Source organism: Pseudomonas putida (assembly GCA_029953615.1).
In the GTDB taxonomy this organism is placed as follows: Bacteria; Pseudomonadota; Gammaproteobacteria; order Pseudomonadales; family Pseudomonadaceae; genus Aquipseudomonas.
Genome location: CP124529.1, coordinates 662,876 through 688,393, shown reverse-complemented (window position 1 = coordinate 688,393; position 25,518 = coordinate 662,876). Strand labels below are relative to the sequence as shown.

Annotated in this window: 25 protein-coding genes, 1 tRNA gene and 3 pseudogenes; 19 read left to right on the top strand and 10 right to left on the bottom strand. The window is 62.5% G+C overall.

Features of this window, described 5'->3' with window-relative positions:
• The first annotated feature begins 161 nt into the window (after positions 1-161).
• On the top strand, positions 162-1,604 hold the full coding sequence (mgtE, locus tag QIY50_03200; GenBank protein ID WGV21287.1) for a magnesium transporter: 1,443 nt from the start codon (positions 162-164) through the stop codon (positions 1,602-1,604).
• Between the two features lie 221 nt (positions 1,605-1,825).
• Here mgtE and QIY50_03195 read toward each other — a convergent pair whose 3' ends face one another.
• Positions 1,826-2,152 (bottom strand): Arc family DNA-binding protein, encoded by a 327-nt coding sequence (locus QIY50_03195; GenBank protein WGV21286.1) that lies wholly within the window; start codon positions 2,150-2,152, stop codon positions 1,826-1,828.
• Positions 2,153-2,497: 345 nt separating this feature from the next.
• On the opposite strand from QIY50_03195, the gene phnN reads away from it, so the two are divergent.
• Positions 2,498-3,091 (top strand): phosphonate metabolism protein/1,5-bisphosphokinase (PRPP-forming) PhnN, encoded by a 594-nt coding sequence (gene phnN / locus QIY50_03190; protein WGV21285.1) that lies wholly within the window; start codon positions 2,498-2,500, stop codon positions 3,089-3,091.
• 111 nt (positions 3,092-3,202) lie between these two features.
• A tRNA-Arg gene (locus tag QIY50_03185) sits at positions 3,203-3,279 on the top strand.
• A 19-nt stretch (positions 3,280-3,298) separates the two neighbouring features.
• Here QIY50_03185 and QIY50_03180 read toward each other — a convergent pair.
• Complete coding sequence (locus QIY50_03180) at positions 3,299-3,829, bottom strand: hypothetical protein (protein WGV21284.1); 531 nt, start codon at positions 3,827-3,829, stop codon at positions 3,299-3,301.
• Positions 3,830-4,045: 216 nt separating this feature from the next.
• On the opposite strand from QIY50_03180, the gene QIY50_03175 reads away from it, so the two are divergent.
• Entirely contained in the window at positions 4,046-5,044 is a 999-nt protein-coding gene (locus tag QIY50_03175; protein WGV21283.1) for a diguanylate cyclase, read from the top strand.
• Positions 5,045-5,220: 176 nt separating this feature from the next.
• Here QIY50_03175 and lpdA read toward each other — a convergent pair whose 3' ends face one another.
• The 4 genes and pseudogenes from lpdA to QIY50_03155 form a co-directional block, all read right to left on the bottom strand.
• Entirely contained in the window at positions 5,221-6,600 is a 1,380-nt protein-coding gene (gene lpdA, locus QIY50_03170; GenBank protein ID WGV21282.1) for a dihydrolipoyl dehydrogenase, read from the bottom strand.
• Positions 6,601-6,602: 2 nt separating this feature from the next.
• Positions 6,603-7,874 carry a dihydrolipoamide acetyltransferase family protein gene (locus tag QIY50_03165; GenBank protein ID WGV21281.1) on the bottom strand — a complete coding sequence of 424 codons (1,272 nt, stop codon included), beginning with the start codon at positions 7,872-7,874 and terminating at the stop codon, positions 6,603-6,605.
• Positions 7,875-8,934, bottom strand: a pseudogene (locus tag QIY50_03160) (alpha-ketoacid dehydrogenase subunit beta). It lies immediately after the preceding gene.
• Between the two features lies 1 nt (position 8,935).
• Positions 8,936-10,168, bottom strand: a complete 1,233-nt coding sequence (locus QIY50_03155) for a 3-methyl-2-oxobutanoate dehydrogenase (2-methylpropanoyl-transferring) subunit alpha (protein WGV21280.1) — start codon at positions 10,166-10,168, stop codon at positions 8,936-8,938.
• Positions 10,169-10,366: 198 nt separating this feature from the next.
• Between QIY50_03155 and bkdR the strand changes: the two genes are divergently transcribed.
• From bkdR to QIY50_03140, 3 genes and pseudogenes are all read left to right on the top strand, one after another.
• Entirely contained in the window at positions 10,367-10,852 is a 486-nt protein-coding gene (gene bkdR, locus QIY50_03150) for a Bkd operon transcriptional regulator BkdR (protein ID WGV21279.1), read from the top strand.
• Between the two features lie 63 nt (positions 10,853-10,915).
• Positions 10,916-11,044, top strand: a pseudogene (locus tag QIY50_03145) (hypothetical protein).
• 127 nt (positions 11,045-11,171) lie between these two features.
• Entirely contained in the window at positions 11,172-12,512 is a 1,341-nt protein-coding gene (locus tag QIY50_03140; protein ID WGV21278.1) for an MFS transporter, read from the top strand.
• Positions 12,513-12,680: 168 nt separating this feature from the next.
• Here QIY50_03140 and QIY50_03135 read toward each other — a convergent pair whose 3' ends face one another.
• The 4 genes from QIY50_03135 to flgA form a co-directional block, all read right to left on the bottom strand.
• A complete protein-coding gene (locus QIY50_03135; protein ID WGV21277.1) occupies positions 12,681-13,424 on the bottom strand; it encodes a flagellar brake protein in 744 nt (247 codons plus the stop codon).
• A gap of 80 nt (positions 13,425-13,504) precedes the next feature.
• On the bottom strand, positions 13,505-13,972 hold the full coding sequence (locus QIY50_03130) for a flagellar protein FlgN (GenBank protein WGV21276.1): 468 nt from the start codon (positions 13,970-13,972) through the stop codon (positions 13,505-13,507).
• A gap of 49 nt (positions 13,973-14,021) precedes the next feature.
• A complete protein-coding gene (gene flgM, locus QIY50_03125; GenBank protein ID WGV21275.1) occupies positions 14,022-14,336 on the bottom strand; it encodes a flagellar biosynthesis anti-sigma factor FlgM in 315 nt (104 codons plus the stop codon).
• 164 nt (positions 14,337-14,500) lie between these two features.
• Complete coding sequence (gene flgA, locus QIY50_03120) at positions 14,501-15,253, bottom strand: flagellar basal body P-ring formation chaperone FlgA (protein WGV21274.1); 753 nt, start codon at positions 15,251-15,253, stop codon at positions 14,501-14,503.
• Positions 15,254-15,330: 77 nt separating this feature from the next.
• Between flgA and QIY50_03115 the strand changes: the two genes are divergently transcribed.
• The 12 genes and pseudogenes from QIY50_03115 (at position 15,331) to flgJ (ending at position 25,509) form a co-directional block, all read left to right on the top strand.
• Positions 15,331-16,260, top strand: coding sequence for a chemotaxis protein CheV (locus QIY50_03115; GenBank protein ID WGV21273.1), 930 nt, complete (start codon positions 15,331-15,333; stop codon positions 16,258-16,260).
• A gap of 51 nt (positions 16,261-16,311) precedes the next feature.
• The gene (cheR, locus tag QIY50_03110; GenBank protein WGV21272.1) at positions 16,312-17,139 is read left to right on the top strand and encodes a protein-glutamate O-methyltransferase CheR; all 828 of its coding nucleotides are present in this window, start codon (positions 16,312-16,314) and stop codon (positions 17,137-17,139) included.
• A 365-nt stretch (positions 17,140-17,504) separates the two neighbouring features.
• On the top strand, positions 17,505-17,915 hold the full coding sequence (gene flgB, locus QIY50_03105; GenBank protein WGV21271.1) for a flagellar basal body rod protein FlgB: 411 nt from the start codon (positions 17,505-17,507) through the stop codon (positions 17,913-17,915).
• Between the two features lie 2 nt (positions 17,916-17,917).
• Positions 17,918-18,361 carry a flagellar basal body rod protein FlgC gene (gene flgC, locus QIY50_03100; GenBank protein WGV21270.1) on the top strand — a complete coding sequence of 148 codons (444 nt, stop codon included), beginning with the start codon at positions 17,918-17,920 and terminating at the stop codon, positions 18,359-18,361.
• 12 nt (positions 18,362-18,373) lie between these two features.
• Positions 18,374-19,076, top strand: a pseudogene (gene flgD, locus QIY50_03095) (flagellar hook assembly protein FlgD).
• 29 nt (positions 19,077-19,105) lie between these two features.
• Positions 19,106-20,428, top strand: coding sequence for a flagellar hook protein FlgE (flgE, locus tag QIY50_03090; GenBank protein WGV21269.1), 1,323 nt, complete (start codon positions 19,106-19,108; stop codon positions 20,426-20,428).
• Between the two features lie 130 nt (positions 20,429-20,558).
• Entirely contained in the window at positions 20,559-20,741 is a 183-nt protein-coding gene (locus QIY50_03085) for a hypothetical protein (GenBank protein ID WGV21268.1), read from the top strand.
• 160 nt (positions 20,742-20,901) lie between these two features.
• Positions 20,902-21,642: a flagellar basal-body rod protein FlgF gene (gene flgF / locus QIY50_03080; protein ID WGV21267.1), complete on the top strand. Its 741-nt coding sequence runs from the start codon at positions 20,902-20,904 to the stop codon at positions 21,640-21,642.
• A gap of 47 nt (positions 21,643-21,689) precedes the next feature.
• Positions 21,690-22,475, top strand: a complete 786-nt coding sequence (gene flgG / locus QIY50_03075; protein ID WGV21266.1) for a flagellar basal-body rod protein FlgG — start codon at positions 21,690-21,692, stop codon at positions 22,473-22,475.
• 50 nt (positions 22,476-22,525) lie between these two features.
• Positions 22,526-23,221, top strand: coding sequence for a flagellar basal body L-ring protein FlgH (gene flgH / locus QIY50_03070; protein ID WGV21265.1), 696 nt, complete (start codon positions 22,526-22,528; stop codon positions 23,219-23,221).
• Between the two features lie 6 nt (positions 23,222-23,227).
• A complete protein-coding gene (locus tag QIY50_03065) occupies positions 23,228-24,343 on the top strand; it encodes a flagellar basal body P-ring protein FlgI (protein WGV21264.1) in 1,116 nt (371 codons plus the stop codon).
• 11 nt (positions 24,344-24,354) lie between these two features.
• Positions 24,355-25,509 (top strand): flagellar assembly peptidoglycan hydrolase FlgJ, encoded by a 1,155-nt coding sequence (gene flgJ, locus QIY50_03060; GenBank protein WGV21263.1) that lies wholly within the window; start codon positions 24,355-24,357, stop codon positions 25,507-25,509.
• Positions 25,510-25,518: the final 9 nt, after the last annotated feature.

Genomic DNA, 25,518 nt, shown 5'->3' with positions numbered 1-25,518 from the left:
GACAGCTTTAGCAGTGTATGATTGCGCCCGTCAGCCCCGCCGGGGCTTGTGGAAAACCACCATGGACTTACCCAGTAGTTACTCGCTAACAAGATTCATACAGAAAGATCTGACCGATTGATTCTCCCGGCGTGCTCCGCTGCTGGGAGTGGAGTTCGCCTATGACTGAAGTAGAAGTAAAAAAAGCGCAGGAAAGCCTGCAGGACCGCCTGGCCCAGGTGGTCGAACTGCTGCAGCGCCAGCGCGTGGTCGAAGACCTGACCCACCGTCAGGAAGGCGCCCACCACGACCTGGTGGAAAACCTGGTCCACCGGCAGAACCTCGTCGAGCTGCAGCGCAAGCTCGATGACCTGCACCCCGCCGACATCGCCTATATCCTCGAAGCCTTGCCACTGGAAGACCGCCTGACGGTCTGGCAGCTGGTGCGCTCGGATCGCGATGGCGACATCCTGCTGGAAGTCTCCGATGCTGTGCGGCAATCGCTGATCGCCGACATGGACGATCACGAGCTGCTCGCCGCCGCCAAGGAAATGGACGCCGACGAGCTGGCCGACCTGGCCCCTGAGCTGCCGCGTGACGTTGTTCACGAGCTGATGGAAACCCTCGATGCCCAGCAACGCGAGCGCGTGCGTTCGGCGCTGAGCTACGACGAGGAGCAGGTTGGTGCGCTGATGGACTTCGAGATGGTCACCATCCGCGAAGACGTCAGCCTGGAAGTGGTGTTGCGCTACCTGCGCCGCCTGAAAGAGCTGCCGAACCACACTGACAAACTGTTCGTGGTCGACTATGACGGCATTCTCAAGGGCGTATTGCCGATCAAGCGCCTGCTGGTCAACGACCCGGAGAAAATGGTGGCGGAGGTCATGGCGACCGACCCGGTCTCCTTCCACCCCGAGGAAGATGCCTATGATGCGGCGCAGGCCTTCGAGCGTTATGACCTGGTATCGGCGCCGGTGGTGGACAAGAACGAACGCCTGATCGGCCGTTTGACCATCGACGAAATGGTCGATCTGATTCGTGAAGAAAGCGAAAGCGAAGTGCTGAACATGGCCGGTTTGCGCGAGGAAGAAGATATCTTCGCCTCGGTCTGGCGTTCGCTGCGCAACCGCTGGGCCTGGTTGGCCATCAACCTGATCACTGCTTTCGTTGCGTCGCGTGTGATCGGCCTGTTCGAAGGTTCGATCGAGAAACTGGTAGCCCTGGCGGCGTTGATGCCGATCGTGGCGGGTATTGGCGGCAACTCCGGTAACCAGACCATCACCATGATCGTACGCGCCATGGCGCTGGACCAGGTGTCGCCGGGCAACACCAGCCGCCTGATGCGCAAGGAGCTGGCGGTATCGCTGCTCAACGGCCTGATCTGGGGCGGGGTGATCGGTGCGGTGGCATTCTGGCTGTATGGCAGCTGGTCGTTGGGCCTGGTGATGACCGCGGCGATGACCTTGAACCTGCTGTTGGCGGCCTTGATGGGGGTGTTGATCCCGATGACCCTGACTCGCCTGGGGCGCGACCCGGCGATGGGCTCCAGCGTGATGATTACCGCGGTGACCGACAGTGGCGGGTTCTTCATCTTCCTTGGGCTGGCCACGCTGTTCCTGCTCTAACCCGGTCTTTCCGGCCTACGCGATCCCTGTAGGAGCAGCCTTGTGTCGCGATGGGCCGCAAGGCGGCCCCAGGATTTCAACGGTGCGGCATGAATTTTTGGGGCCGCCTGGCGGCCCATCGCGACACAAGGCCGCTCCTACAAAGGACCGCGTCTCCTGCAGGACCGTCCGCCCATAAAAAAAGCCAGCTTACGCTGGCTTTTTCATGTGCACTGCAAACCTCAGGAAGCGTCGGCAGCCATTTCCACATCGTGAGCGATGAGGGCGACCAGCGCGTTCTGCTGGCGGTGGGACAGTTGGCGGAAGCGTTGCAGCAACTCGCGTTCATGCAGGGACAGTTCGGGGCTGTCCAGGCGCATGCTCAACTCGTCACCCAGCGCACCTTCCTGGATAAGGCTCTGTTCCAGGCGCGCGATGATCTCGGAGTTCATGCTGCGGTGATGGTTGCGCGCTACCTCGGCAATGCGCTCACGCATTCCGTCTGGCAGGCGGACGACGAACTTGTCAGCGGTGCGGCTCGAATAAATAGCCTGTTTCATTGGGCGCATATAAATTGACCGGATTTTGGTTCAGGGGAAGCGGTTCTCAAATTGGCCGCACGGGGTGGTAGTACGACCGTGGCGACGACAGAATGTTCAACCGTCGGTGAAAAATGGATGCTCATCTTGCCTCATGGTCGCCGTTTCCTTGGCGTCAATTCTGTGACAAATAGTGAGCCGAATAAAGGCTTTATGCCAGTACCAATTATCAGAAATGAGTACTGGTTTGAAAAGTTTTACATGCGCCGGCTTGCCCAACTGTCAGACTTTTGCCGTCAAAAACTGGTAAAAAGCAGCAAAAGGACTGGAAAACCACTAGAATGCGCCGGTTCCCTCTCATAGAGCATAGTGGCTATGCAACATGACGCAAGCGACCGCCAATCAGGGACAGGCCGGTTGATATTTCTTATAGGACCGTCGGGTTCAGGGAAAGATTCCCTGATCGACGCGTCACGTGAGCGGCTGACTGCCGCCGGGGTGGAAATCGCCCGTCGCGTCATAACCCGTTCGGCCGAAGCCAGGGGCGAAGCCGCCCACGGGGTCACGGCCGAACAGTTCGAAACACTGCGGGCTCAGGGGGCGTTCGCCATGCATTGGCGAGCCAATGGCCTGGATTACGGTATTCCACAGCAGCTTGACCAGTGGCTGGCGGCGGGCAGGGCGGTGCTGGTGAATGGTTCGCGGGCTTATCTGACCGAGGCGCGCCAGCGCTACCCGAACCTGCTGGCAGTGCGTGTCGAGGTCAGGCCCGAGGTGCTGCGCGAGCGCTTGCTGGCGCGCGGTCGGGAAACCGCAGATGAGGTCGAGCAGCGGCTGGCCCGTAACGCCCGCTTGCAGGCGCTGAACGATCCGTCGGTGCATGTGCTGGACAATTCCACCAGCCTGGAAGCAGCGGTCGCGGCGTTGTTCGCGCTGCTGCGTGATGAAGGTGTGTTGCCGCAGGTGTAGCATTGGCAGAAAAGGATTACGCGAAAAAGCCCGCTTGAAGCATGACAAACGCCGGCATGCTGGTTAACATGCTGGCCGTCCCGCTGTGCAGCGCTCGTTGCCGGCACTTGCGTCTCAGTAGCTCAATTGGATAGAGCATCCCCCTCCTAAGGGGAAGGTTGCAGGTTCAATTCCTGCCTGGGACGCCATTTATCCCTCGTACCCCTGTTACATTCCCGTGCGTGTTGTCAGGTGCTGCCCATCCTCAGTGGTTTCCCGCGCAGTGGCTTGGGCGTCGATCTTTGCCTGGGTCTTTATTTCCACATCTTCCTGCATGCGTTGGGCAAGCTGCTGGGCGACCTTTTCCTTCTGCTCGGGCGGCAAGGCGTTGTATTCGTCCTCGGTCATGCCCAGTTCATGCAACAGCTTCTCCTTGATCATCTCGCCCGGGGTCTTGTTCATGTAGTCGTCAAAGGCCTGGCGGGCGCTGCTGGTTTCCGCAGTCGCCCTGTCCCCCGGTGGGCTGCCGGCGGCCTCGGGGTTGTGCAGCATTACCTTGAGCCTGGCAAAGGCTTCTTCGCGGGCGTCCTCGGCATTCTGCTGCGCAGTATTGCCTCGGCTGCCGTGTTGCGCGGTGGCATTGCTGGCGACCATCAGCGGGCTGAGCTGCGGGCCATTGGCCGGCGTTTGCTCGTTGCTGGTGCGCTGCTGCTGATGTACTACGGCCTGCCAGCCGAGGCCGTTGATGGCAATCGACATGGGGTCCTCCTCGGAAAGGTGATTGGCCAGTGTGGAATGGCAAATGCCATGCCAGCCGCCAACGCCGAGAAAATAAGGGGTTGGGGTATTCCGATGGTGGCACGCTGGGCATATGCTTGCCCGTCAGAGGCATGACCTTGCCGCCTGCGGCAATGACCACCACTGTCGGCAGCCCCTTGATCGGAGCGAAGTTGCTGGGCATCAGGGAGAGCATTCATGAGTCAGGAAACCCGGCCGGTACCTGCCGGCTTCAGCGAGCAGCAGTTGCATACGTTGTTCGATTTGATCAGCGATGGCATTTGGGACTGGAATGCCAATACCGGCTACGTCTATCGCAACCCGGGCTGGTACGCCATGCTCGGCTACCCCAGCCATTCCATGGCCAATTCAGTGCTCACCTGGGAAAGCGTGATCCACCCGGAGGACTACCCTCGGGTGATGGCGCATTTCGAGGCGTACATAAACCAGCGCAACGAGCACTACCTGGTCGAATACCGCTGTCGTTGCCAGGACGGTAGCTACCTGTGGGTCGAGGACAGCGGCTACATCATCGACCGTAATCCGGATGGCTCGGTGGCGCGCATGCTTGGTGCCCACCGCAACATCGATGCCGGCAAACGCCTGGTGGCGCAGCTGCAGCAGAAGAACCAGTCGCTGGAAAGCCAGGTCGCCGAACGCACCCGCGAGCTGTCGTGGGTGAACCAGCAGTTGCAGCGGCAACTGGATGAGAACCGCGAGTTGGCCGAACGCGATGCCTTGACCCGGGTCGCCAACCGCTACCGGCTGGAAAACGTGCTGCAGCGGGAATGTCAGCGCGCCCAGCGCTTTCGCCAGCCGTTGTCGCTGATTGCCATGGACCTGGATGACTTCAAGCCGATCAATGACCGTTATGGCCATGCCCAGGGTGATGCGGCGCTGGTGCGGGTGGTCGACAGCCTGCGAACCTGCCTGCGAGAGCCGGACCTGCTGGCCCGTTGGGGTGGTGACGAGTTCGCCATCGTGCTGCCACAGACCTCGCTGGGCGAAGCGCTGGAGGTGGCGTGGCGATTGCGCCAGGTGATGGAGCGGCTGGGGCCGGTGGGCGATTGCCGGCTGACCATGAGCTACGGCGTGGTGCAATGGCAGGAAGAAGATGACCCGTATACGCTGCTGGCGCGTGCCGACCAGGCGCTGTACCGGGCCAAGGATGCTGGCAAGAACGCCATTTCGGAGTAAACCGAGCGGGCCTCTTCGCGGGTGGACCCGCTCCCACAGGTATTGCACAAGGCTCAAAGGCAGCACAAATCCTGTGGGCGGGTTTACCCGCGAAGAGGCCGGCACCGATCAGGCATGAAAAAAGACCCGCGGCGCCTGGGGCGCAGCGGGCCAAATCGGCCTCAGCCGCTTCAGTGTCAGATATGCAGAGCGTGGCCCAGGGCGCGCAGTGCCGCTTCCTGTACCGCCTCACCCAGTGTCGGGTGGGCATGGATGGTGCCGGCTACGTCCTCCAGGCACGCGCCCATCTCCAGCGACTGGGCAAACGCCGTCGACAACTCGGAAACAGCCACGCCAACCGCCTGCCAACCAAGGATAAGGTGGTTGTCACGGCGCGCCACCACGCGCACGAAACCGCTTTTGGATTCCAGGCTCATGGCCCGGCCATTGGCGGCGAACGGGAACTGCGCGACGATGCAGTCCAGCCCTTGCTGGCTGGCTTGCTCCGGGGTCTTGCCGACCACCACCACTTCCGGGTCGGTGAAACATACCGCGGCGATCGCGCTGGGTTCGAAACGGCGTGCCTTGCCGGCGATGATCTCCGCGACCATCTCGCCCTGGGCCATGGCCCGGTGCGCAAGCATCGGTTCGCCGGCCACGTCGCCGATGGCCCAGACGTTGCGCATGCTGGTCTGGCAGCGCTCGTCGATGGCGACGGCGGCGCCGTTCATCTTCAGGTCCAGGCACTCCAGGTTGAAACCTTGCGTGCGTGGCCGACGGCCTACGGCCACCAGCACCTGGTCGGCTTCCAGGCGCAGTTGCCCGCCCTGGCCATCACGGGCCAGCAGGCAGCCGCCTTCGTAACCTTCGACGCTATGGCCCAGGTGCAGGGCGATGCCCAGCTTCTTCAGCGATTCGGCCACCGGGGCGGTCAGCTCGCTGTCGTAGGTCGGCAGGATGCGCTCGCGCGCTTCCACCACACTGACCTGCGCGCCCAGCTTGCGGTAGGCAATGCCCAGTTCCAGGCCGATATAGCCGCCGCCCACCACCACAAGGTGCTGCGGCAGGGTTTTCGGCGCCAGGGCTTCGGTCGAGGAAATGATCGGCCCGCCCAGCGGCAGCATCGGCAGTTCGACGCTGCTGGAGCCCGTGGCCAGCAACAGGTGTTCGCACTGGATACGCTGGCCATCGACCTCGACCTGCTTGCCGTCGAGGACCTTCGCCCAGCCATGGATCACTTTAACCCCGTGCTTTTTCAGCAGCGCGGCGACGCCGGTGGTCAGCCGGTCGACGATGCCGTCCTTCCAGGCCACGCTCTGGCCGATGTCCAGGCGTGGCGAGGCGACACTGATACCCAGCGGCGATGGCTCGGTAAAGCGCGAGGTCTGGTGGAACTGCTCGGCCACGTGGATCAGCGCCTTGGACGGGATGCAGCCGATGTTCAGGCAGGTACCGCCCAGTGCCTGGCCTTCTACCAGCACGGTGGGGATGCCCAGTTGCCCGGCGCGGATGGCAGCTACGTAGCCGCCAGGGCCGCCGCCGATGATCAACAGGGTAGTCTGGATAGTCTGTTGCATGCTCACTCCACGAACAGGCAGGCGGGTTGTTCGAGCAGGCCGCGCACGGCCTGGATGAACAGCGCGGCGTCCATGCCATCGACCACGCGGTGGTCGAACGAGCTGGACAGGTTCATCATCTTGCGCACGACGATCTGGCCGTCGATTACCACCGGCCGCTCGACCATGCGGTTGACGCCGACGATCGCCACTTCAGGGGTGTTGACCACCGGTGTGCTGACGATACCGCCCAAGGCGCCCAGGCTGGTCAGGGTAATGGTCGAACCGGACAGCTCATCGCGGCTGGCCTTGTTGTTGCGGGCAGCGTTGGCCAGGCGCGAAATCTCGCCGGCATTGCTCCACAGGCTGCCCGCTTCGGCATGGCGCAGCACCGGCACCATCAGGCCGTTGTCACCTTGGGTGGCGATGCCCACATGCACCGCGCCATGGCGGGTGATGACCTGGGCTTCGTCGTCATAGGTGGCGTTGATCTGCGGGAAGTCGCGCAGCGCCACGACCAGGGCACGGACCAGGAACGGCAGCAGGGTCAGTTTGCCACGGCTGTCACCGTGCTTGCTGTTGAGTTGCTGGCGCAGGGCTTCCAGCGCGGTGACGTCGATTTCTTCTACATAGCTGAAGTGCGCGACCCGGCGCTTGGCGTCCTGCATGCGTTGGGCGATCTTGCGGCGCAGGCCGATCACCTGCACCTGTTCGCTGTCGGTGCGTTTGGCATAGCCACTGGACGCTTGCCCGCCAGCGCTGTGCGGCTTGCTCATGAACGCGTCGAGGTCTTCGTGCAGGATGCGGCCGGCCGGGCCGCTGCCATGTACGTAACGCAGTTCGATACCGGCATCCAGGGCACGCTTGCGCACCGCCGGCGAGGCCAGTGGCTTGTCGCCCGGCTGGCGCGGCACGATCGGGGCTGCCTCATGGTTGAGCGGCGCCTGGCATGCAGCCGGCTTTACTTCCTTCTGCGGTTCCGGCCTGGCGGCCACGGGGGCTGGCGGGGCTTCGGCCGGCTTGGCCTGCGGCACGTCCACATGGTTGCCGCTGCCTTCCACTTCGATGCGGATCAGCTCGCTGCCAACCGCCATCACCTCACCCGGCTGGCCACCCAGGGCCAGCACCTTGCCGCTGACCGGCGACGGGATTTCCACGGTGGCCTTGTCGGTCATGACATCGGCCACCACCTGGTCTTCGGCGATCATGTCGCCGACCTTGACGAACCACTCGACCAATTCGACCTGCGCGATGCCTTCGCCAATGTCCGGCATCTTGATGACGTGCGTGCCCATTCAGACCTCCATGACCTTTTTCAATGCCGCACCTACCCGCGAAGGCCCTGGGAAGTAAGCCCATTCCTGTGCGTGGGGGTAGGGGGTGTCCCAGCCGGTGACGCGCTCGATCGGCGCCTCCAGGTGGTGGAAGCAGTGTTCCTGCACCAGCGACACCAGTTCGGCGCCGAAGCCACAGGTGCGGGTGGCCTCGTGTACCACCACGCAGCGGCCGGTCTTTTTCACCGACTCGACGATGGTGTCCAGGTCCAGCGGCCACAAGCTACGCAGGTCGATCACTTCGGCGTCGACGCCGGTCTCTTCGGCGGCCACCTGGGCCACGTACACCGTGGTGCCGTAGGTCAGTACGGTGACATCATTGCCGGGGCGGGTAATGGCCGCCTTGTCCAGTGGTACGCTGTAGTAGCCGTCTGGCACGGCACTTTGCGGGTGCTTCGACCACGGGGTAACGGGGCGGTCGTGGTGGCCATCGAACGGGCCGTTGTACAGGCGCTTGGGTTCGAGGAAGATCACCGGGTCATCGCATTCGATTGAGGCGATCAGCAGGCCTTTGGCGTCATACGGGTTGGACGGCATGACGGTGCGCAGGCCGCACACCTGGGTGAACATCGCTTCCGGGCTCTGGCTGTGAGTCTGGCCGCCATAGATGCCGCCACCGCAGGGCATGCGCAGGGTCAGCGGGGCGATGAATTCGCCGGCCGAACGGTAACGCAGGCGCGCCATCTCGGAAACGATCTGGTCGGAGGCCGGGTAGAAGTAGTCGGCGAACTGGATTTCCACCACCGGGCGCAGGCCGTAGGCACCCATGCCCACGGCGGTACCGACGATGCCGCTCTCGGAGATCGGCGCGTCGAACACGCGGGACTTGCCGTACTTGTTCTGCAGGCCTTCGGTGCAGCGGAACACGCCACCGAAGTAGCCGACGTCCTGGCCGTAGATCACCACATTGTCGTCGCGCTCGAGCATGACATCCATGGCCGAGCGCAGGGCCTGGATCATGGTCATGGTAGTTGGTGGCCATGGCGGTTTCCGGGTTGATGCTGTTGTTATGGTCGTTCATCTCAAACCCCCAGTTCCTGGCGCTGACGGCGCAGGTGGTCGGGCATTTCCTTGTACACGTCCTCGAACATCGAGGCGGCGCTCGGGATGTGACCGTTGGCCAGGGTGCCGTACTGCTCGGCCTCTTTCTGCGCGGCGATCACCGCGGCTTCGAACTCGGCAGTGGTGGCCTGGTGTTCTTCCTCGGACCAGTGGCCGATCTTGATCAGGTGCTGCTTCAGGCGGGCGATCGGGTCGCCCAGCGGGAAGTGGCTCCAGTCATCGGCCGGGCGGTACTTGGACGGGTCGTCCGAGGTCGAGTGCGGGCCGGCACGGTAGGTGACCCACTCGATCAGGCAGGGGCCCAGGCCGCGCCGGGCGCGTTCGGCGGCCCAGCGCGAGGCAGCGTACACGGCGACGAAGTCGTTGCCGTCAACCCGCAGCGAGGCGATGCCGCAACCCACGCCACGGCCGGCGAAGGTGGTCGACTCGCCACCGGCAATGGCCTGGAAGGTGGAGATCGCCCACTGGTTGTTGACCACGTTGAGGATCACCGGGGCACGGTAAACGTGGGCGAAGGTGAGGGCGGTATGGAAGTCCGACTCGGCGGTGGCGCCATCGCCGATCCATGCCGAGGCGATCTTGGTATCGCCCTTGATCGCCGAGGCCATGGCCCAGCCGACCGCCTGTACGAACTGGGTCGCCAGGTTGCCGCTGATAGTGAAGAAACCGGCCTCGCGTACCGAATACATGATTGGCAGCTGGCGGCCCTTGAGCGGATCGCGCTCGTTGGACAGCAGCTGGCAGATCATATCGACCAGCGAAACGTCGCGGGCCATCAGGATGCTTTGCTGGCGGTAGGTGGGGAAGCACATGTCGCTGCGGTTCAGCGCCAGCGCCTGGCCGCTGCCGATGGCTTCTTCACCCAGGCTCTGCATGTAGAAGGACATCTTCTTCTGGCGCTGGGCGACCACCATGCGGCTGTCGAAAATCCGCGTCTTGAGCATGGCACGCATGCCTTGGCGGAGAATTTGCGGGTCGATGTCCTCGGCCCATGGGCCTTGGGCGTTGCCTTGCTCGTCGAGCACGCGGACCAGGCTGTAGGCGAGGTCGGCGGTGTCGGCAGCATCGACATCGACAGGGGGTTTACGGGTTTGACCTGCATCGTTCAGGCGCAGGTAGGAGAAATCGGTCTGGCAGCCTGGCCGGCCGGTAGGCTCGGGCACATGCAAACGCAGGGGGGCGTACTCGTTCATGCTTTTTACGCTCGCTCGGGTATTTGTTTTTGTGAGCTCTGAAGCGGCCGCCGCTGAATACCGGCTTGTGACTGGTAAGTCAGCGTCCCCTACATCTTAGTGGCCCGGCAGGAGAATTTTTCTCTCAAGTTGATTGCCTTTACTGCGCAGGGAAGATAAACATTCCGCATAAACATAAAAAACCGGTGAATTTGTCTCATGCGCAAACTCGATCGTACCGATATCGGCATTCTCAACAGCCTGCAGGAAAACGCCCGCATCACCAACGCCGAGCTGGCGCGCTCGGTAAACCTGTCGCCCACGCCCTGCTTCAACCGGGTGCGGGCCATGGAGGAACTGGGGGTGATCCGTCAGCAGGTGACCTTGCTGTCGCCTGAGGCGTTGGGGCTGGATGTGAACGTGTTCATTCACGTGAGCCTGGAGAAGCAGGTTGAGCAGTCGCTGCACCGCTTCGAGGAAGAGATAGCAGAACGGCCTGAGGTGATGGAGTGCTATTTGATGACCGGCGACCCGGATTACCTGCTGCGGGTGTTGTTGCCGAGCATCCAGGCGCTGGAGCGTTTTCTCGATTACCTGACGCGGTTGCCGGGGGTGGCCAACATACGTTCGAGTTTCGCCCTCAAGCAGGTGCGCTACAAGACCGCCTTGCCGTTGCCGGCCAATGGCATGACGTTGCGGGAATAGCAGCCTCCTGTGCCGGCCTCTTCGCGGGCCCGCTCGCTCCCACAGTGTCCCTGCTATTCAATGAGTCATGCGCAGGAACTGTTCGGCAGCGAGTTCATCGAAGGCTACGTCGCCAGCAAGGCCCAGGAGCTGAGTGATTTCTTCGACGAGATCACGCCATGGGAGCGTCGGGTGCTGGCGGCACAGGCCTGATCGCGACACGGCCGACACCGGATACGCCCCCGCTGCGCAAAATCATTACCGGGGGCCTGCGCCGGGCGGTTTTTGCCCTTATGCTTCTAGCACCCCCGCCACCTGACCAGGGAGCCTTACGGGACGTATGCGAAATATATGGAAGCCGTTTCAGTCGTTGTATTTCGCCGCGCTGATGATGTTGATCGGCTCGGGCCTGCTCAGTACCTATCTGGCCCTGCGCCTGGCGGCCGACCATGTCGACAGCCTGTGGGTAGGTGCGTTGATGGCCGCCAACTACTTTGGCCTGGCGGTCGGCGGCAAAGTCGGCCATCGGTTGATTGGCCGGGTCGGGCACATACGCGCCTATGCCACCTGCGCCGGTATCGTCGGCGCGGCGGTACTCGGCCATGGCCTGACCAGCTGGCTACCGGCCTGGGTCGGGCTGCGGATGATCGTCGGCCTGGGCATGATGTGCCAGTACATGGTCATCGAGAGCTGGCTCAACGAGCAGGCCGATGTGAAGCACCGCGGCGCAGTGTTCAGCGGCTACATGATCGCCTCGTACCTGGGCTTGGTGCTTGGCCAACTGATACTGGTGGTGCACCCTCAGCTAGGCCTGGAGCTGCTGATGCTGGTGGCCATGTGTTTCACCCTGTGCCTGGTACCGGTCGCGATGACCCGGCGCATCCACCCGGCGCCGCTGCGACCGGCACCGATGGAGCCCAAGTTCTTCATCAAGCGTGTACCGCAGTCGCTCAGCACGGTGCTGGGCTCGGGGCTGATCGTCGGTTCGTTCTATGGCCTGGCGCCATTGTATGCCGCTGGCCAGGGCATGAGTACCGAGCAGGTCGGCCTGTTCATGGGTAGCTGCATCTTTGCCGGCCTGCTGGTGCAGTGGCCGCTGGGCTGGTTGTCCGACCGCTACGACCGGGCCGTGCTGATCCGCAGCGTGGCGGTGGGGCTGGCGCTGGCCTCGGCGCCGCTGGCGGTACTGCCCAGTGTGCCGCTGGAATTGCTGTTCGGCATAGGATTTGTGATTTCGTTGCTGCAGTTCTGCCTGTACCCGCTGGCGGTGGCGTTTTCCAACGACCATGTGGAAAGCGAGCGGCGGGTGTCGCTGACCGCGATGCTGCTGGTGACCTATGGCGTGGGGGCGTGCATCGGGCCGTTGGCCGCTGGCGTGCTGATGAAGGTGCTGGGCCCGCAGATGCTGTATGCCTTCTTCGTATTCTTTGCCCTGGTGCTGGTGTGGCGCATTCGTCCGAAGGCGGTCACCGGGCTGCACCAGGTGCAGGATGCGCCGTTGGGCCACGTGGCGATGCCGGCGGCCGGTTCGCCGTTGTCGGCGGCGCTGGACCCGCGGGTTGATGAGCAGACCGTGCAGGATGTGATGCAGGCGCCGGTGGCCGCAGAGGACACCGAGGCGGAAGAGAAGGGGACCGGGCAACCGGCGTCTGAGCCGCAGGAGGTCAGCAAGTCGGTGTAAGCCTGTGCCCGCCTGTTCGCGGGCATGCCCGCTCCCACCGGGACCGCATCAAGCCTGAGGGCTGCGCCGTCCCTGTGGGAGCTGGCGCACCCGCGAAGAGGCCGGCACTATAAGGACACAAATGAAAACGCCACCTTGGCAGGTGGCGTTTTTGCATTCGGCCGACGATCAGTAGTCGTCCTTGTCGAACCGGCGCGCCTCACGCTGCAGCTGGTACACAAAGCTCTCGATCTTGCGCTGCGCCTGCCCGGTGAGGTTGTGGAAGCGCACACCGGCGAAGGTGGTGTTGATCCGCTCTTCATAGTGCAGGTGGCGCAGTTCGACCATGGTGTCCACCAGCCCCAGCGGGTTACCCGCCTTGAAGCGCTCATACACCTGGCCCAGTTGCAGGCGATCTTCGACATTGCCGTCGAAACGCAATTTGCAGCCGGTGGCAGAGATGTCCAGCAACTTGCCACGCAGGGCACCGTTGCCCTTCAGGTGGGCACCATCGAGGATGATATCGACCAGTTGCGACAGCTTCAGCGCGGCGCGGAAGGCGTTGCGGCGCTGGTGATAGGTCACCTCCTGGGGCATGGCGCCGCGGTAGCAGCGGTGACCGTCGACTTCACTGATCTTCAACGCGTGGTTGCAGTCCCAGGCGATACGCACGCCATCGTGGAAGCCTTCGACACGGAAGTGTTCGCCGTTCTCGATGAACTTCTCGCCGTCGCGCGGGATCATTTCGTCCAGCGCCAGGGTGTTGCTTTCACGGTCCACGTGCACCACATAGCTCTGGAAGCGCTGGCTGCGGTCATGGAAGGTGATGATCAGGGGGTCGTGGCTTTCCTGCAGCTGCCGTAAGTTGGCCGCAATCTCCAAAGGGGTGTTCAGCACCTTTGGCGGCTGCGGGGCATCGGATTCATTGAACACGGCTTATCGTTCTCCAGGCAAAAGCGACACACGCAATTAACGGCATTTTGCCAGTATGTTCCGTGCCTTGACAGAAAAAATCACACTTGACTGAGGGCCCGTGGCTTGGCCAGCGGCGAGGTGCTGCCACGACTGTCATAGAGCGACGGCGAATCGCCGCCCATGAGGATGCGGATCTGGTTGTTGGTGGCGTGTTGCTGCACCTGAATGATCCGGCCATTGGTCTGGTTGACCTGCTGGCAGTTGTCCATCAACTGCGAAAGCATGTCGAGCCGCTGCAGCATCACTTCGCCATGGGGCGATTGCGCGGCCACCGCTTGTACACCGGCCCGATCGGCACTCAGGCCCAGGCTGCCGAGCAACTGGCTGCGGCGCTGGCCGTGCTGCTCGAGCAAGATGATCAACGACTGCTTGCGCGCCAGGATCTGCTCCAGCAGCGGCATGTCGCGGCCATGCAGGGCGATCGCTTCTTTTTGCAGAAGGTCCAGCAGTTCCTGCATCGGGGCAATGTCATCTTCGATCAGTTGCAGCAAGGTGGTGTCGTGCATGGCTAACTCTTGGCTTTTCTGGCGTCCGTGAAGTCAGCGCGCCGAACGGTCAGCGCTGGGCTTCGAAATCGAGCAGTTTGCTGGCGACCCGGCCGGCATCGACCTGGTAGCTGCCGTCGGCGATTGCCTGTTTCAACTGGGCCACACGGGCACTGTTGACCACCGGCTCGTCGCGCAGCTTGTCGCTGATCTTCTGCAACTGCTGGGCCTCCTGGCTGAGGTGTACCGCTTCTCCGCTGGCGCTGGTGGCGGTTGCCGCTTCCTGGCTGGCTGCCGGTTTTTCGGCGCTGCCGGGCGCGGTGTTGCCGCGCACGCCGCCCGTGACGGACGGAGAGTTATTCAAACGACTGAAGTCGATGACCATGATCAGAAACCTCTGGGTATTTGGACGCTTGCCTTGTTTTCGGCCAACCCGAAAGAAACTTTAGGCACAAATGCATAGCCGCCTGTCAGCAAGCTCGCGAACCCGTTTTCTGACACAGTTTAGGAAAAGCGGTTCCTCACCGCCAGCGCAAATCAATGGGCTGGCTACATACTGACCTCGACCTGGCCGGGGCCGGTCACCCTGGCCTTGACCACCCGTTTGGAATTGAGGTTGCGCACCCGGATCTGTTCACTCAGGCTGCCTTTGCTCAGGGCTTCGCCGGGCATGCGCACGCTCAGGCTGCCACTGCGGGCGATGATCACCACGTGGTCGCCCTTGCGCACCACCTCGGCCTGTTCCAGGTGTTGCGGGGTGAGGACCTGGTCGATCACCGTCGGGCGCAGCATTTTCATGCCCAGCGCCTGATCCAGTTCGGTCAGGAAGCCTTGGCCCAGGGTACCGACATCGCGCTCGCGCAGGGCAACGTCGCCTTCGCCCACCACGTTGTCGCGCTTGAGCGGGCGGGTCACCACCACTACGTCGCGGAACAGCCGCACGGTGGCCGGCACGAACACGGTCCACGGTGCCATGCCTTCGCAGCGCACCTTTACCGTGACGCGGCCCAGCGGCTGGGCCGGGCTTTCCAGCGAGGCGTCAAGTTGCTGGCTGCACAACGGCATGCGCAGGCGCGGGTCCAGCGGGTTGACCTGGATTTCGTAGCGGCCGGCGGTCTGGGTGGTCGCCAGGTAATCTTCGACGCTGAATTCAAGAAACCCTTGGGTGACACCGATAAGTTGTTCAGGCAAGGTAAACGCGTCCGCTACCGTGCGAACGCCGGGCAGCAACAGGCACAGCATGGCCAGCGAGCCAGTCAGCAGGCGCGTCAATCGTCGGGAAAATGTCGTTTTCGTGTACATGGCGCTCAAAAAAGCAAAGCCCGTGCCGACTCTCTACCTGAGTTGCAACGAAAGGCTGAAACATAAAGGAGTCTGGCATGGCAGGTGTGATGGATTCGGTCAACCAGCGCACACAGCTGGTGGGGCAGAATCGCCTGGAATTGCTGCTGTTTCGCCTCAATGGTGAACAGCTTTACGGCATCAACGTATTCAAGGTCAGGGAAGTGCTGCAATGCCCTGCGCTGACGCTGCTGCCCAAGGCGCACCCGGTGGTGCGCGGCGTCGCCAATATTCGCGGGGCGACCATCCCGATCCTCGACTTGTCGATGGCCACCGGGTTGCGGCCGCTGCAGGAAGACACGCGCAACAGCTTCGTGATCATCACCGAATACAACACCAAGACCCAGGGTTTCCTGGTGCACTCGGTGGAGCGCATCGTCAACATGAACTGGGAGGCAATCCATCCGCCACCCAAGGGCACCGGACGCGACCACTACCTGACTGCGGTCACCCGGGTAGATAACCGCATGGTCGAGATCATCGACGTGGAGAAGGTGCTGGCCGAAGTGGCGCCTTCGTCGGAGTCGGTGTCGGACGGGGTGATCGATGCCGAGGTGCAGGACAAGGCCGTGCTGCTGCGGGTGCTCACCGTCGACGATTCCTCGGTGGCGCGCAAGCAGGTCAGCCGTTGCCTGCAGACCGTGGGGGTGGAGGTGGTGGCGCTCAATGACGGCCGCCAGGCCCTGAACTACCTGCGCCAGCTGGTGGACGAGGGCAAGAAGCCGGAAGAAGAGTTCCTGATGATGATCTCGGACATTGAAATGCCGGAAATGGACGGCTATACGCTAACGGCAGAGATCCGCAGCGATCCGCGCATGCAAAAATTGCATATCTGCCTGCATACTTCGCTGTCCGGGGTGTTCAACCAGGCGATGGTCAAGAAGGTCGGTGCCGATGACTTCCTGGCCAAGTTCAAACCGGACGACCTGGCCCAGCGGGTGGTCGACCGGATCAAGGCAACGCATTGACGCGGCCGGGGGCAGGCCCCCGGCTCCAGTGATTGAAAAGAGGCGGCAGTAGTGTCTACGGGTAATTTGGATTTCGAACAGTTCCGGGTATTCCTGGAGAAAGCCTGTGGCATCCTGCTGGGCGAGAATAAGCAGTACCTGGTTTCCAGCCGTCTCAACAAGCTGATGGAGCAACAGGGTATCAAGAGCCTGGGCGAGCTGGTGCAGCGCATTCAGGCCCAGCCGCGTGGCGGTTTGCGCGAACAGGTGGTCGATGCCATGACCACCAACGAGACCCTGTGGTTTCGCGACACCTACCCGTTCGAGGTGCTGAAGAACAAGGTCATTCCCGAGTTCATTCGCAACAACCCCGGCCAGCGCCTGCGCATGTGGTCGGCGGCGTGTTCGTCGGGGCAGGAGCCGTATTCCATCTCGATGGCCATCGACGAGTTCGAGCGCAGCAACCTCGGCCAGTTGAAGATGGGCGCGCAGATCGTTGCCACCGACTTGTCCGGCACCATGCTGACCAACTGCAAGACCGGTGAGTACGACAGCCTGGCGATTGCCCGTGGCTTGTCCCAGGAGCGCCTGCAGCGCTACTTCGACACCAAGGGGCCGGGGCGCTGGGCAGTCAAGCCGGCGATTCGCAGTCGCGTCGAGTTCCGCGCCTTCAACCTGCTCGACAGCTATGCCAGCCTGGGCAAGTTCGATGTGGTGTTCTGCCGCAACGTGCTGATCTACTTCTCGGCGCAGGTGAAAAAGGACATCCTGTTGCGCATTCACAGTACCTTGAAGCCGGGTGGGTACCTGTTCCTCGGCGCTTCCGAGGCGCTGAACGGGCTACCGGACCATTACCAGATGGTGCAGTGCAGCCCGGGGATCATCTACCAGGCCAAGTAAGCAAGGGGGCCGGCAGCTAAGCTGCCGGCCTTTTTGTTTGCCTGTGCCGGCCTCTTCGCGGGCATGCCCGCTCCCACAGGATCCATGCAAACCTTGGGGTGGCGCCCTACCAGTGGGAGCGGGCGCGCCCGCGAAGAGGTCGGCACAGGCAAAACACTGACGTCAATTTTTTGTTTTGCCGCTTTTGCCGCCCGGCAATTGCCGCTTTCGCCACCCAAGGCGGAAGGCCTTTGCCGCTTTTCTGGCATCACTCTGACAGCACTGCGCCCTGCAAGCCCGTATTTCCGGGCTTTTCGTTGGTTGGCACAGCCCTTGCTATACCTTGCCCAACGATATTCCGGTCAACCTCCGAAGGTTTCCCCGACATGAGCATCAGCTTCGACAAGGCGCTTGGTATTCACGAAAAGGCCCTGGGCTTCCGCGCCCAGCGCGCCGAAGTGCTGGCCAACAACATCGCCAACGCCGACACGCCCAACTACAAGGCGCGTGACATGGACTTCGCCTCGGTGCTCGCCGCCGAAAGCGATAAACAGCAGAGCGGTGGCCGCTTCAGCCTCGATCGTACCAACAGCCGCCATATCGAGGCCGAGGGCTTGGCCATGGCCGACGATACCCTCAAGTACCGCACGCCAACGCAGCCGTCGATCGATCAGAACACCGTGGACGCGCAGATCGAGCAATCGAACTACACCGAGAACGCCGTCGGCTTCCAGGCCAGCTTCACCTTGCTCAACAGTAAATTCAAAGGGCTGGTTTCGGCCCTGCGGGGAGAATGACCATGTCCCTTTCCAGTGTTTTCAATATTGCCGGTAGCGGCATGAGTGCGCAGAACACGCGCCTGAACACCGTTGCGTCGAACATCGCCAACGCCGAGACCGTGTCCTCGAGCATCGACCAGACCTACCGCGCTCGCCACCCGGTGTTCGCCACTACCTTCCAGGACGCACAGGCCGGCAGCAGCCAGTCGCTGTTCGAGGACCAGGGTGAGGCAGGGCAGGGCGTGCAGGTAAAGGGCATCGTCGAGGACCAGAGCAACCTGGAGGCCCGTTACGAGCCCAACCACCCGGCGGCGAACAAGGACGGCTACGTCTACTACCCGAACGTCAACGTGGTCGAGGAGATGGCTGACATGATCTCCGCCAGCCGCGCGTTCCAGACCAATGCCGAGCTGATGAACACGGCCAAGAGCATGATGCAGAAAGTCCTGACCCTGGGGCAGTGATAGGAAGCCGACATGACCACTACCAATTCCACCACCGACGTCGGTAGCGCATACCTGACCTCGCTGCAAAAGCAGCAGAGCAAGAACAGCAGCAGCACCGGCGCCGCCGGCAGTGCCCTGGGCAAGGATGCGTTCCTGCAGCTGCTGGTTACCCAGATGAAGAACCAGAACCCGCTCGATCCGCAGGAAAACGGCGAGTTCGTGGCACAGTTGGCCCAGTTCAGCAGCCTTGAGAGCATGCAGTCGCTGAATGACTCGGTGCTCTATATCGCCGCCGGGCTGCAGTCTTCCCAGGCCCTGCAGGCCTCGTCTCTGGTCGGGCGCAACGTGATCGTCGAGACCGACAAGGCCGTGGTCGATACCAGCAAGGGCATCAAGGGCTCGATCAACCTGACGTCGTCCAGTACCGCCACCTCGGTGGGTATCTACGACAAGGACGACAAGCTGGTGCGCACCATCGACCTGGAAACCCAGAAAGCCGGCAAGATCGACTTTACCTGGGATGGCCTGGACGACGACGGCGTAAGTAGCGGCCGCGGGTACCTACACCTTCAAGGCCACCGCTTCGATCGAGGGCAAGGCCACGGCCATGACTACCAACCTGCCGGCCACGGTAACCAGTGTGACTATGGGAACCAATGGTTCGGAGATGACGCTCAACCTTGCGGGGCTGGGCAGCATTGCGCTTTCCAAAATTCAGAGCATTGGCATCTAGGGCCTAAGCACACCGACAGGAGTTAGCACATGTCTTTCAATATCGGCCTTAGCGGCCTCTATGCAGCAAACAAGGCCCTGAACGTTACCGGCAACAACATTGCCAACGTTGCCACCACCGGCTTCAAGTCGTCGCGTGCCGAGTTCGCCGACCAGTATTCCAACTCCATTCGTGGTACCAGTGCCGGCAAGAACGTTGTGGGTACTGGCGTCAAGACTGCTGCTGTGTCGCAGATGTTCACTCCGGGCAACATCAATGGCACTGGCCAGGCGCTGGATATGGCCATCGACGGCAATGGCTTCTTCGTGATGAACGACAACGGCTCGAAAATCTACACCCGTGCCGGTGCCTTCTACAGCGACAAGGAAGGTTATGTGGTGAACGCTTCCGGCTCCAACCTGCAGGGTTACGCAGTGGGTCCGGATGGCAAGATCATCCAGGGTGTGCTGACCAACCTGCAGATCGATACCTCGAACCTGACGCCGAATCCGACCGGCAAGATCTCCGAGAATGTCAACCTGAACTCCAGCGCCACCGCACCGGCCGTGACGCCGTTCGACCCCGCCAATACCGGCAGCTACAACTACACGTTCAACACCGATGTGTATGACAGCCAGGGCAACGCGCATCAGTTGAACCAGTACTTCGTCAAGGATGCGGCCAGCAATTCGTGGACCATGTACACCACCATCGATGGTCGCAACCCTGCAGACCCGACCTCGACCACGCCGCTGGCCAACAAGCTGCCGTTCAAGTCTGACGGCACTCTGGACACTGCGGCCATGACCGCGGGCCCGGTAGCCGGTGGCATGACCATCGCCGCCGACAAGACCTTCACCCTCGATAACTGGATTCCGGCGCAGAAGAACGCTGCCGGTGTATGGAGCCCGAACGGCGCCACTGCCAACCTGGCCGGGGTGAACCTGGACATGCTGGGCACCACTCAGTACAACGCAGCGAGCGCTACCACGGCCAAAAGCCAGGACGGCTTTGCCACTGGTGAGCTGTCGGGGCTGACCATCGACCAGAGTGGCTTGATGTTCGCCAACTTCACCAATGGCCAGGACAAGGTGATTGGCCAGGTGGCCATCGCCAACTTCGCCAACCTGCAGGGCCTGACCCCGGTGGGTGGTACCTCCTGGAAAGAGTCCTACGCCTCGGGCGTACCGGTGATCGGTGCTCCGGATACCGGCACCCTGGGTCAGATCAGCGGCGGGGCGCTGGAGGATTCCAACGTCGACCTGACCGGCGAGCTGGTCAACCTGATCAAGGCGCAGAGCAACTACCAGGCCAACGCCAAGACCATCTCTACCGAAAGCACCATCATGCAGACCATCATCCAGATGACCTGATGGTTATTGGGGCTGCTGTGCAACCCGTCGCGACACAAGGCCGCTCCTGCATGCTCACGCGGTCTCTGTAGGAGCGGCCTTGTGTCGCGATGGGCCGCAAAGCGGCCCCAAATTCTCGAGGTCACAACGCATGAAACGGCTAATGCTCACAGCCCTGTTGGCCATGGCCCTGCCGCTCGCGGCCGCTCCCGCCCCGTTCTACCAGTGGCAAAGCTTGGCCACCGGTCGCTACATGTGTTCGGCCAGCAACCCTGGTGAGGGCTGGGTGCGCCATTCCGGCCCCTACAACAACGCCGCTTGCCGCACCTTCTGAGCAAACCCTTGCCGCAAGTGGCAAACATCCGCCGACAAACTGACGTTTATTGCCCATCGCCACGCTGAAGCCCCCGTAATCAAGGGCTTTCAGACTTGGTTCGATTATTGCTTTGAACCTGCGCAGTGACAGCGCGGCCGCTACGCGCAGAGGAGATACTGTGGACAAGTTGCTTTATGTGGCCATGACCGGCGCCAGCCAGAACGCGCTGGCGCAGAAGGCCCACGCCAACAACCTGGCGAACATTTCCACCAACGGTTTCCAGCGTGACCTGGAGCAAGCGCGCTCGATGCCGGTGTTCGGCGACAGCTTTCCGTCGCGTGCCTTTGCCATGACCGAGCGCCCGGCCACCGACTTCAGTGAAGGGCCGATGGTCGAGACCGGTCGTGACCTGGATGTGGCGGTGACCGGAAAGGGGTTCATTGCCGTGCAGGCACCCGACGGCAGCGAAGCCTATGTGCGTACCGGCAGCCTGAACATCGATGCCTTGGGCGTGCTGCGTGCCGGCAACGGCATGCCGGTGATCGGTAACGGTGGCCCGATTGCCATTCCGCCGGAGCAGAAGGTAGAGGTGGGGGCTGACGGCACCATCAGCATTCGCTCCATGGGTGAAGACCCGCGGGTAATGGCCGAGGTCGACCGCATCAAGCTGGTCAATCCGGACACCCAAGGGCTGACCAAGGGCCTGGATGGCCTGATCCATACCCGCGACGGCCAGCCGGCCGCCGCCGACGTCAATGTGCGGGTGGTGTCGGGTTTCCTGGAGGGCAGTAACGTCAATGCCGTGGAAGAAATGACCTCGGTGCTGGCGCTGTCCCGCCAGTTCGAACTGCACGTCAAGATGATGAACGCGGCCAAGGAAGGCGACGAAGCCATGGCTCGGGTTTTGCAAATCGGCTAATCACTTTTGAACGGGTGCCGTAAAACAGGCGCACGAGGAGAATCAACATGCTTCCGGCTCTTTGGGTCGCTAAAACCGGCCTGTCCGCCCAGGACACCAACCTGACGGTCATTTCCAACAACCTGGCCAACGTTTCGACCACCGGCTTCAAGCGTGATCGCGCCGAATTCGCGGACCTGCTCTATCAGATCAAGCGTCAGCCTGGCGCTCAGTCGACCCAGGACAGCGAACTGCCTTCGGGCCTGCAGGTCGGTACCGGTGTGCGTATTGTCGGCACCCAGAAAAGCTTCGTCGCCGGCAGCCTGCAAACCACCGAGAACCCGCTGGACATGGCGGTCAACGGCCGTGGTTTCTTCCAGATCCTGCAGCCGGACGGTACCGTTTCGTACACCCGTGACGGCACCTTCCACCTGAACTCCGACGGCCAGATCGTCACCGCCAATGGCTATGCCCTGGAGCCTGCCATCGTCGTGCCGAACGACGCGCAGACCTTCACCGTCGGCCAGGACGGCACCGTGTCGATCACCACCGCCGGCAACCCGGCTGCACAGGTGATCGGCAACATCCAGACCGCCGACTTCATTAACCCTGCCGGCCTGCAGGCGATCGGTGACAACCTGTTCCTCGAGACCGCTGCCAGTGGTGCGCCGCAAGTCGGCACCCCGGGCCTGAACGGTTTCGGCACCACCCTGCAGCAGACCCTGGAAAACTCCAACGTCAGCACCGTGGAAGAGTTGGTGAACATGATCACCACCCAACGTGCCTATGAGATGAACTCCAAGGTCATTTCCACCGCTGACCAGATGCTGTCGTTCGTTACTCAGCAGCTCTGAAGCAGGTAGCTCCAACCCCGTCACTCTGTTGCACCCGTGAGGTAAGCGTCATGAATCGTCTGTTGTCCGTTTTCGCCCTGGGGGGGGCGGTGTTGCTGGCAGGTTGCGTCGCGCCGACGCCCAAGCCCAACGACCCGTACTACGCGCCGGTACTGCCGCGCACCCCGTTGCCGGCAGCGGCCAACAACGGTTCGATCTACCAGGCCGGTTTCGAGCAGAACCTGTACAGCGACCGCAAGGCGTTCCGGGTGGGTGACATCATCACCATCACCCTCAACGAGCGCACCTCGGCCAGCAAGAACGCCGGCTCGCAGATCCAGAAGAACAGCAACGCCAATATCGGCCTGACCTCGTTGTTCGGCAGCACGCCGAGCACCAACAACCCGTTCGGCGGCGGTGACCTGTCGCTGGAGGCCGGCTACAGCGGCGAGCGTGCCACCAAGGGCGACAGCAAGGCCACCCAGGGCAACACCCTGACCGGCTCCATCACCGTGACCGTGGCCGAAGTGCTGCCCAACGGCATCATCGCCGTGCGCGGCGAGAAGTGGCTGACCCTGAACACTGGCGAAGAGCTGGTGCGCATTGCCGGCATGATCCGCGCCGACGACATCGCCACCGACAACACCGTGCCGTCCACCCGTGTGGCCGACGCGCGCATCACCTATTCCGGTACCGGCTCGTTCGCCGATGCCAGCCAGCCCGGGTGGCTGGACCGCTTCTTCATCAGCCCGCTTTGGCCTTTCTGAGTACGGATGACCATGTTCAACGTGAGGCAGCTGATTGCCGCAACCCTGCTCCTGTCCTGTGCCTTCGGCGCCCAGGCCGAGCGCCTGAAGGACATTGCCAGCATTTCTGGCGTGCGCTCCAACCAGCTGATCGGTTACGGCCTGGTGGTGGGGCTCAATGGTACCGGTGACCAGACCACCCAGACGCCGTTTACCCTGCAAACCTTCAACAACATGCTGTCGCAGTTCGGCATCAAGGTGCCGGCCGGCTCCGGCAACGTGCAGCTGAAAAACGTCGCGGCCGTGTCGGTGCATGCCGACCTGCCGGCGTTCGCCAAGCCAGGCCAGGTGGTGGACATTACCGTGTCCTCGATCGGTAACTCCAAGAGCCTGCGCGGCGGCAGCCTGCTGATGACCCCGCTCAAAGGTATCGACGGCAACGTCTATGCCGTGGCCCAGGGCAACCTGGTGGTGGGCGGCTTCGATGCCGAGGGCCGTGATGGTTCGAAGATCACCGTCAACGTTCCGTCGGCCGGTCGTATCCCTGGTGGTGCAACCGTCGAACGTGCAGTACCAAGCGGCTTCAACCAGGGCAACAGCCTGACCCTGAACCTGAACCGCCCCGACTTCACCACCGCCAAGCGCATCGTCGACAAGGTCAACGACCTGCTCGGCCCAGGCGTGGCCCAGGCCGTGGACGGCGGTTCGGTGCGGGTTACTGCGCCGATGGACCCGAGCCAGCGGGTGGACTACCTGTCGATCCTCGAGAACCTCGAGATTGACCCGGGCCAGGCGGTGGCCAAGGTCATCATCAACTCGCGTACCGGCACCATCGTCATCGGCCAGAACGTCAAGGTGTCGCCGGCCGCGGTGACTCACGGCAGCCTGACCGTGACCATTACCGAAGACCCGATCGTCAGCCAGCCGGGGCCGTTCTCCAACGGCCAGACCGCCGTTGTACCGCGCTCGCGGGTCAACGCCGAGCAGGAGGCCAAGCCGATGTTCAAGTTTGGCCCGGGCACCACCCTGGATGAAATCGTCCGTGCGGTGAACCAGGTGGGCGCAGCGCCCAGCGACCTGATGGCCATCCTCGAAGCCCTGAAACAGGCCGGCGCCTTGCAGGCCGACCTGATCGTGATCTGAGGACGGCGCGGATGAACAGCAAAAGCCTGGTTTCCAGTAGCGTCGACAGCGGCGCCTACACCGACCTCAACCGCCTGAGCGCGCTCAAGCATGGCGACCGCGACAGCGATGCCAACGTGCGCAAGGTAGCCCAGGAGTTCGAATCGCTGTTCATCAGCGAAATGCTCAAGGCCTCGCGCAAGGCCAGCGACGTGCTGGCCGACGACAACCCGATGAACACCGAAACGGTGAAGCAGTACCGTGACATGTACGACCAGCAGCTGGCCGTTAGCATGTCCCGCGAAGGTGGCGGTATCGGCCTGCAGGACGTGCTGGTGCGCCAGCTGACCAAGGGTCGCAGCACATCCATCAACACCAGCCCGTTCCCGCGGGCCGAGGGCAGTGGCCCGGCGTTGTGGGGCAACAAGGTGGCCGAGCCGGTGCATGCCGCCGATTCGGCATCTGCCCGCAACGACGTTGCCGCGCTCAACGCGCGGCGCCTGGCGTTGCCGAGCAAGCTCACCGACCGCCTGCTTGCCGGCATCGTGCCGTCTGCGGCCAGTACCAACAGCGCTGCCGTACCGGCCCGTGACGGCCAGCAGGTAGCCCAGGCGTTCGCCGTGCCGGACAACGGTCTGCGCATCCTCGGCCGCGCCGTGGCCCAGCCGCCACTGGCACCGAACAAGGCGTTCGCCGACAGTGACGAATTCGTCGCCACCATGCTGCCGATGGCCGAACAGGCCGCCAAACGCATTGGTATCGATCCGCGCTACCTGGTAGCCCAGGCCGCGCTGGAAACCGGCTGGGGCAAATCGGTCATGCGCAACACCGATGGCAGCAGCAGCCACAACCTGTTCGGCATCAAGGCCACCGGTAACTGGCAGGGCGAGCAGGCGCGAGCGATCACCAGCGAGTTCCGTGATGGCCAGTTCGTCAAGGAAACGGCGGCGTTCCGCAGCTACGACTCGTACCAGGACAGCTTCCACGACCTGGTAAGCCTGTTGCAGAGCAATTCCCGCTATCAAGATGCACTGGCTTCGGCCGATAACCCTGAGCAGTTTGCAAGAGAGCTGCAAAAGGCAGGTTATGCGACCGACCCGGGCTATGCGAAGAAAATCATCAGCATCGCCCGGCAAATGCAAGCAACCCCGCAATACGCCATGGCTGGCAGAACCACGAATCTATAAAAGGACTAA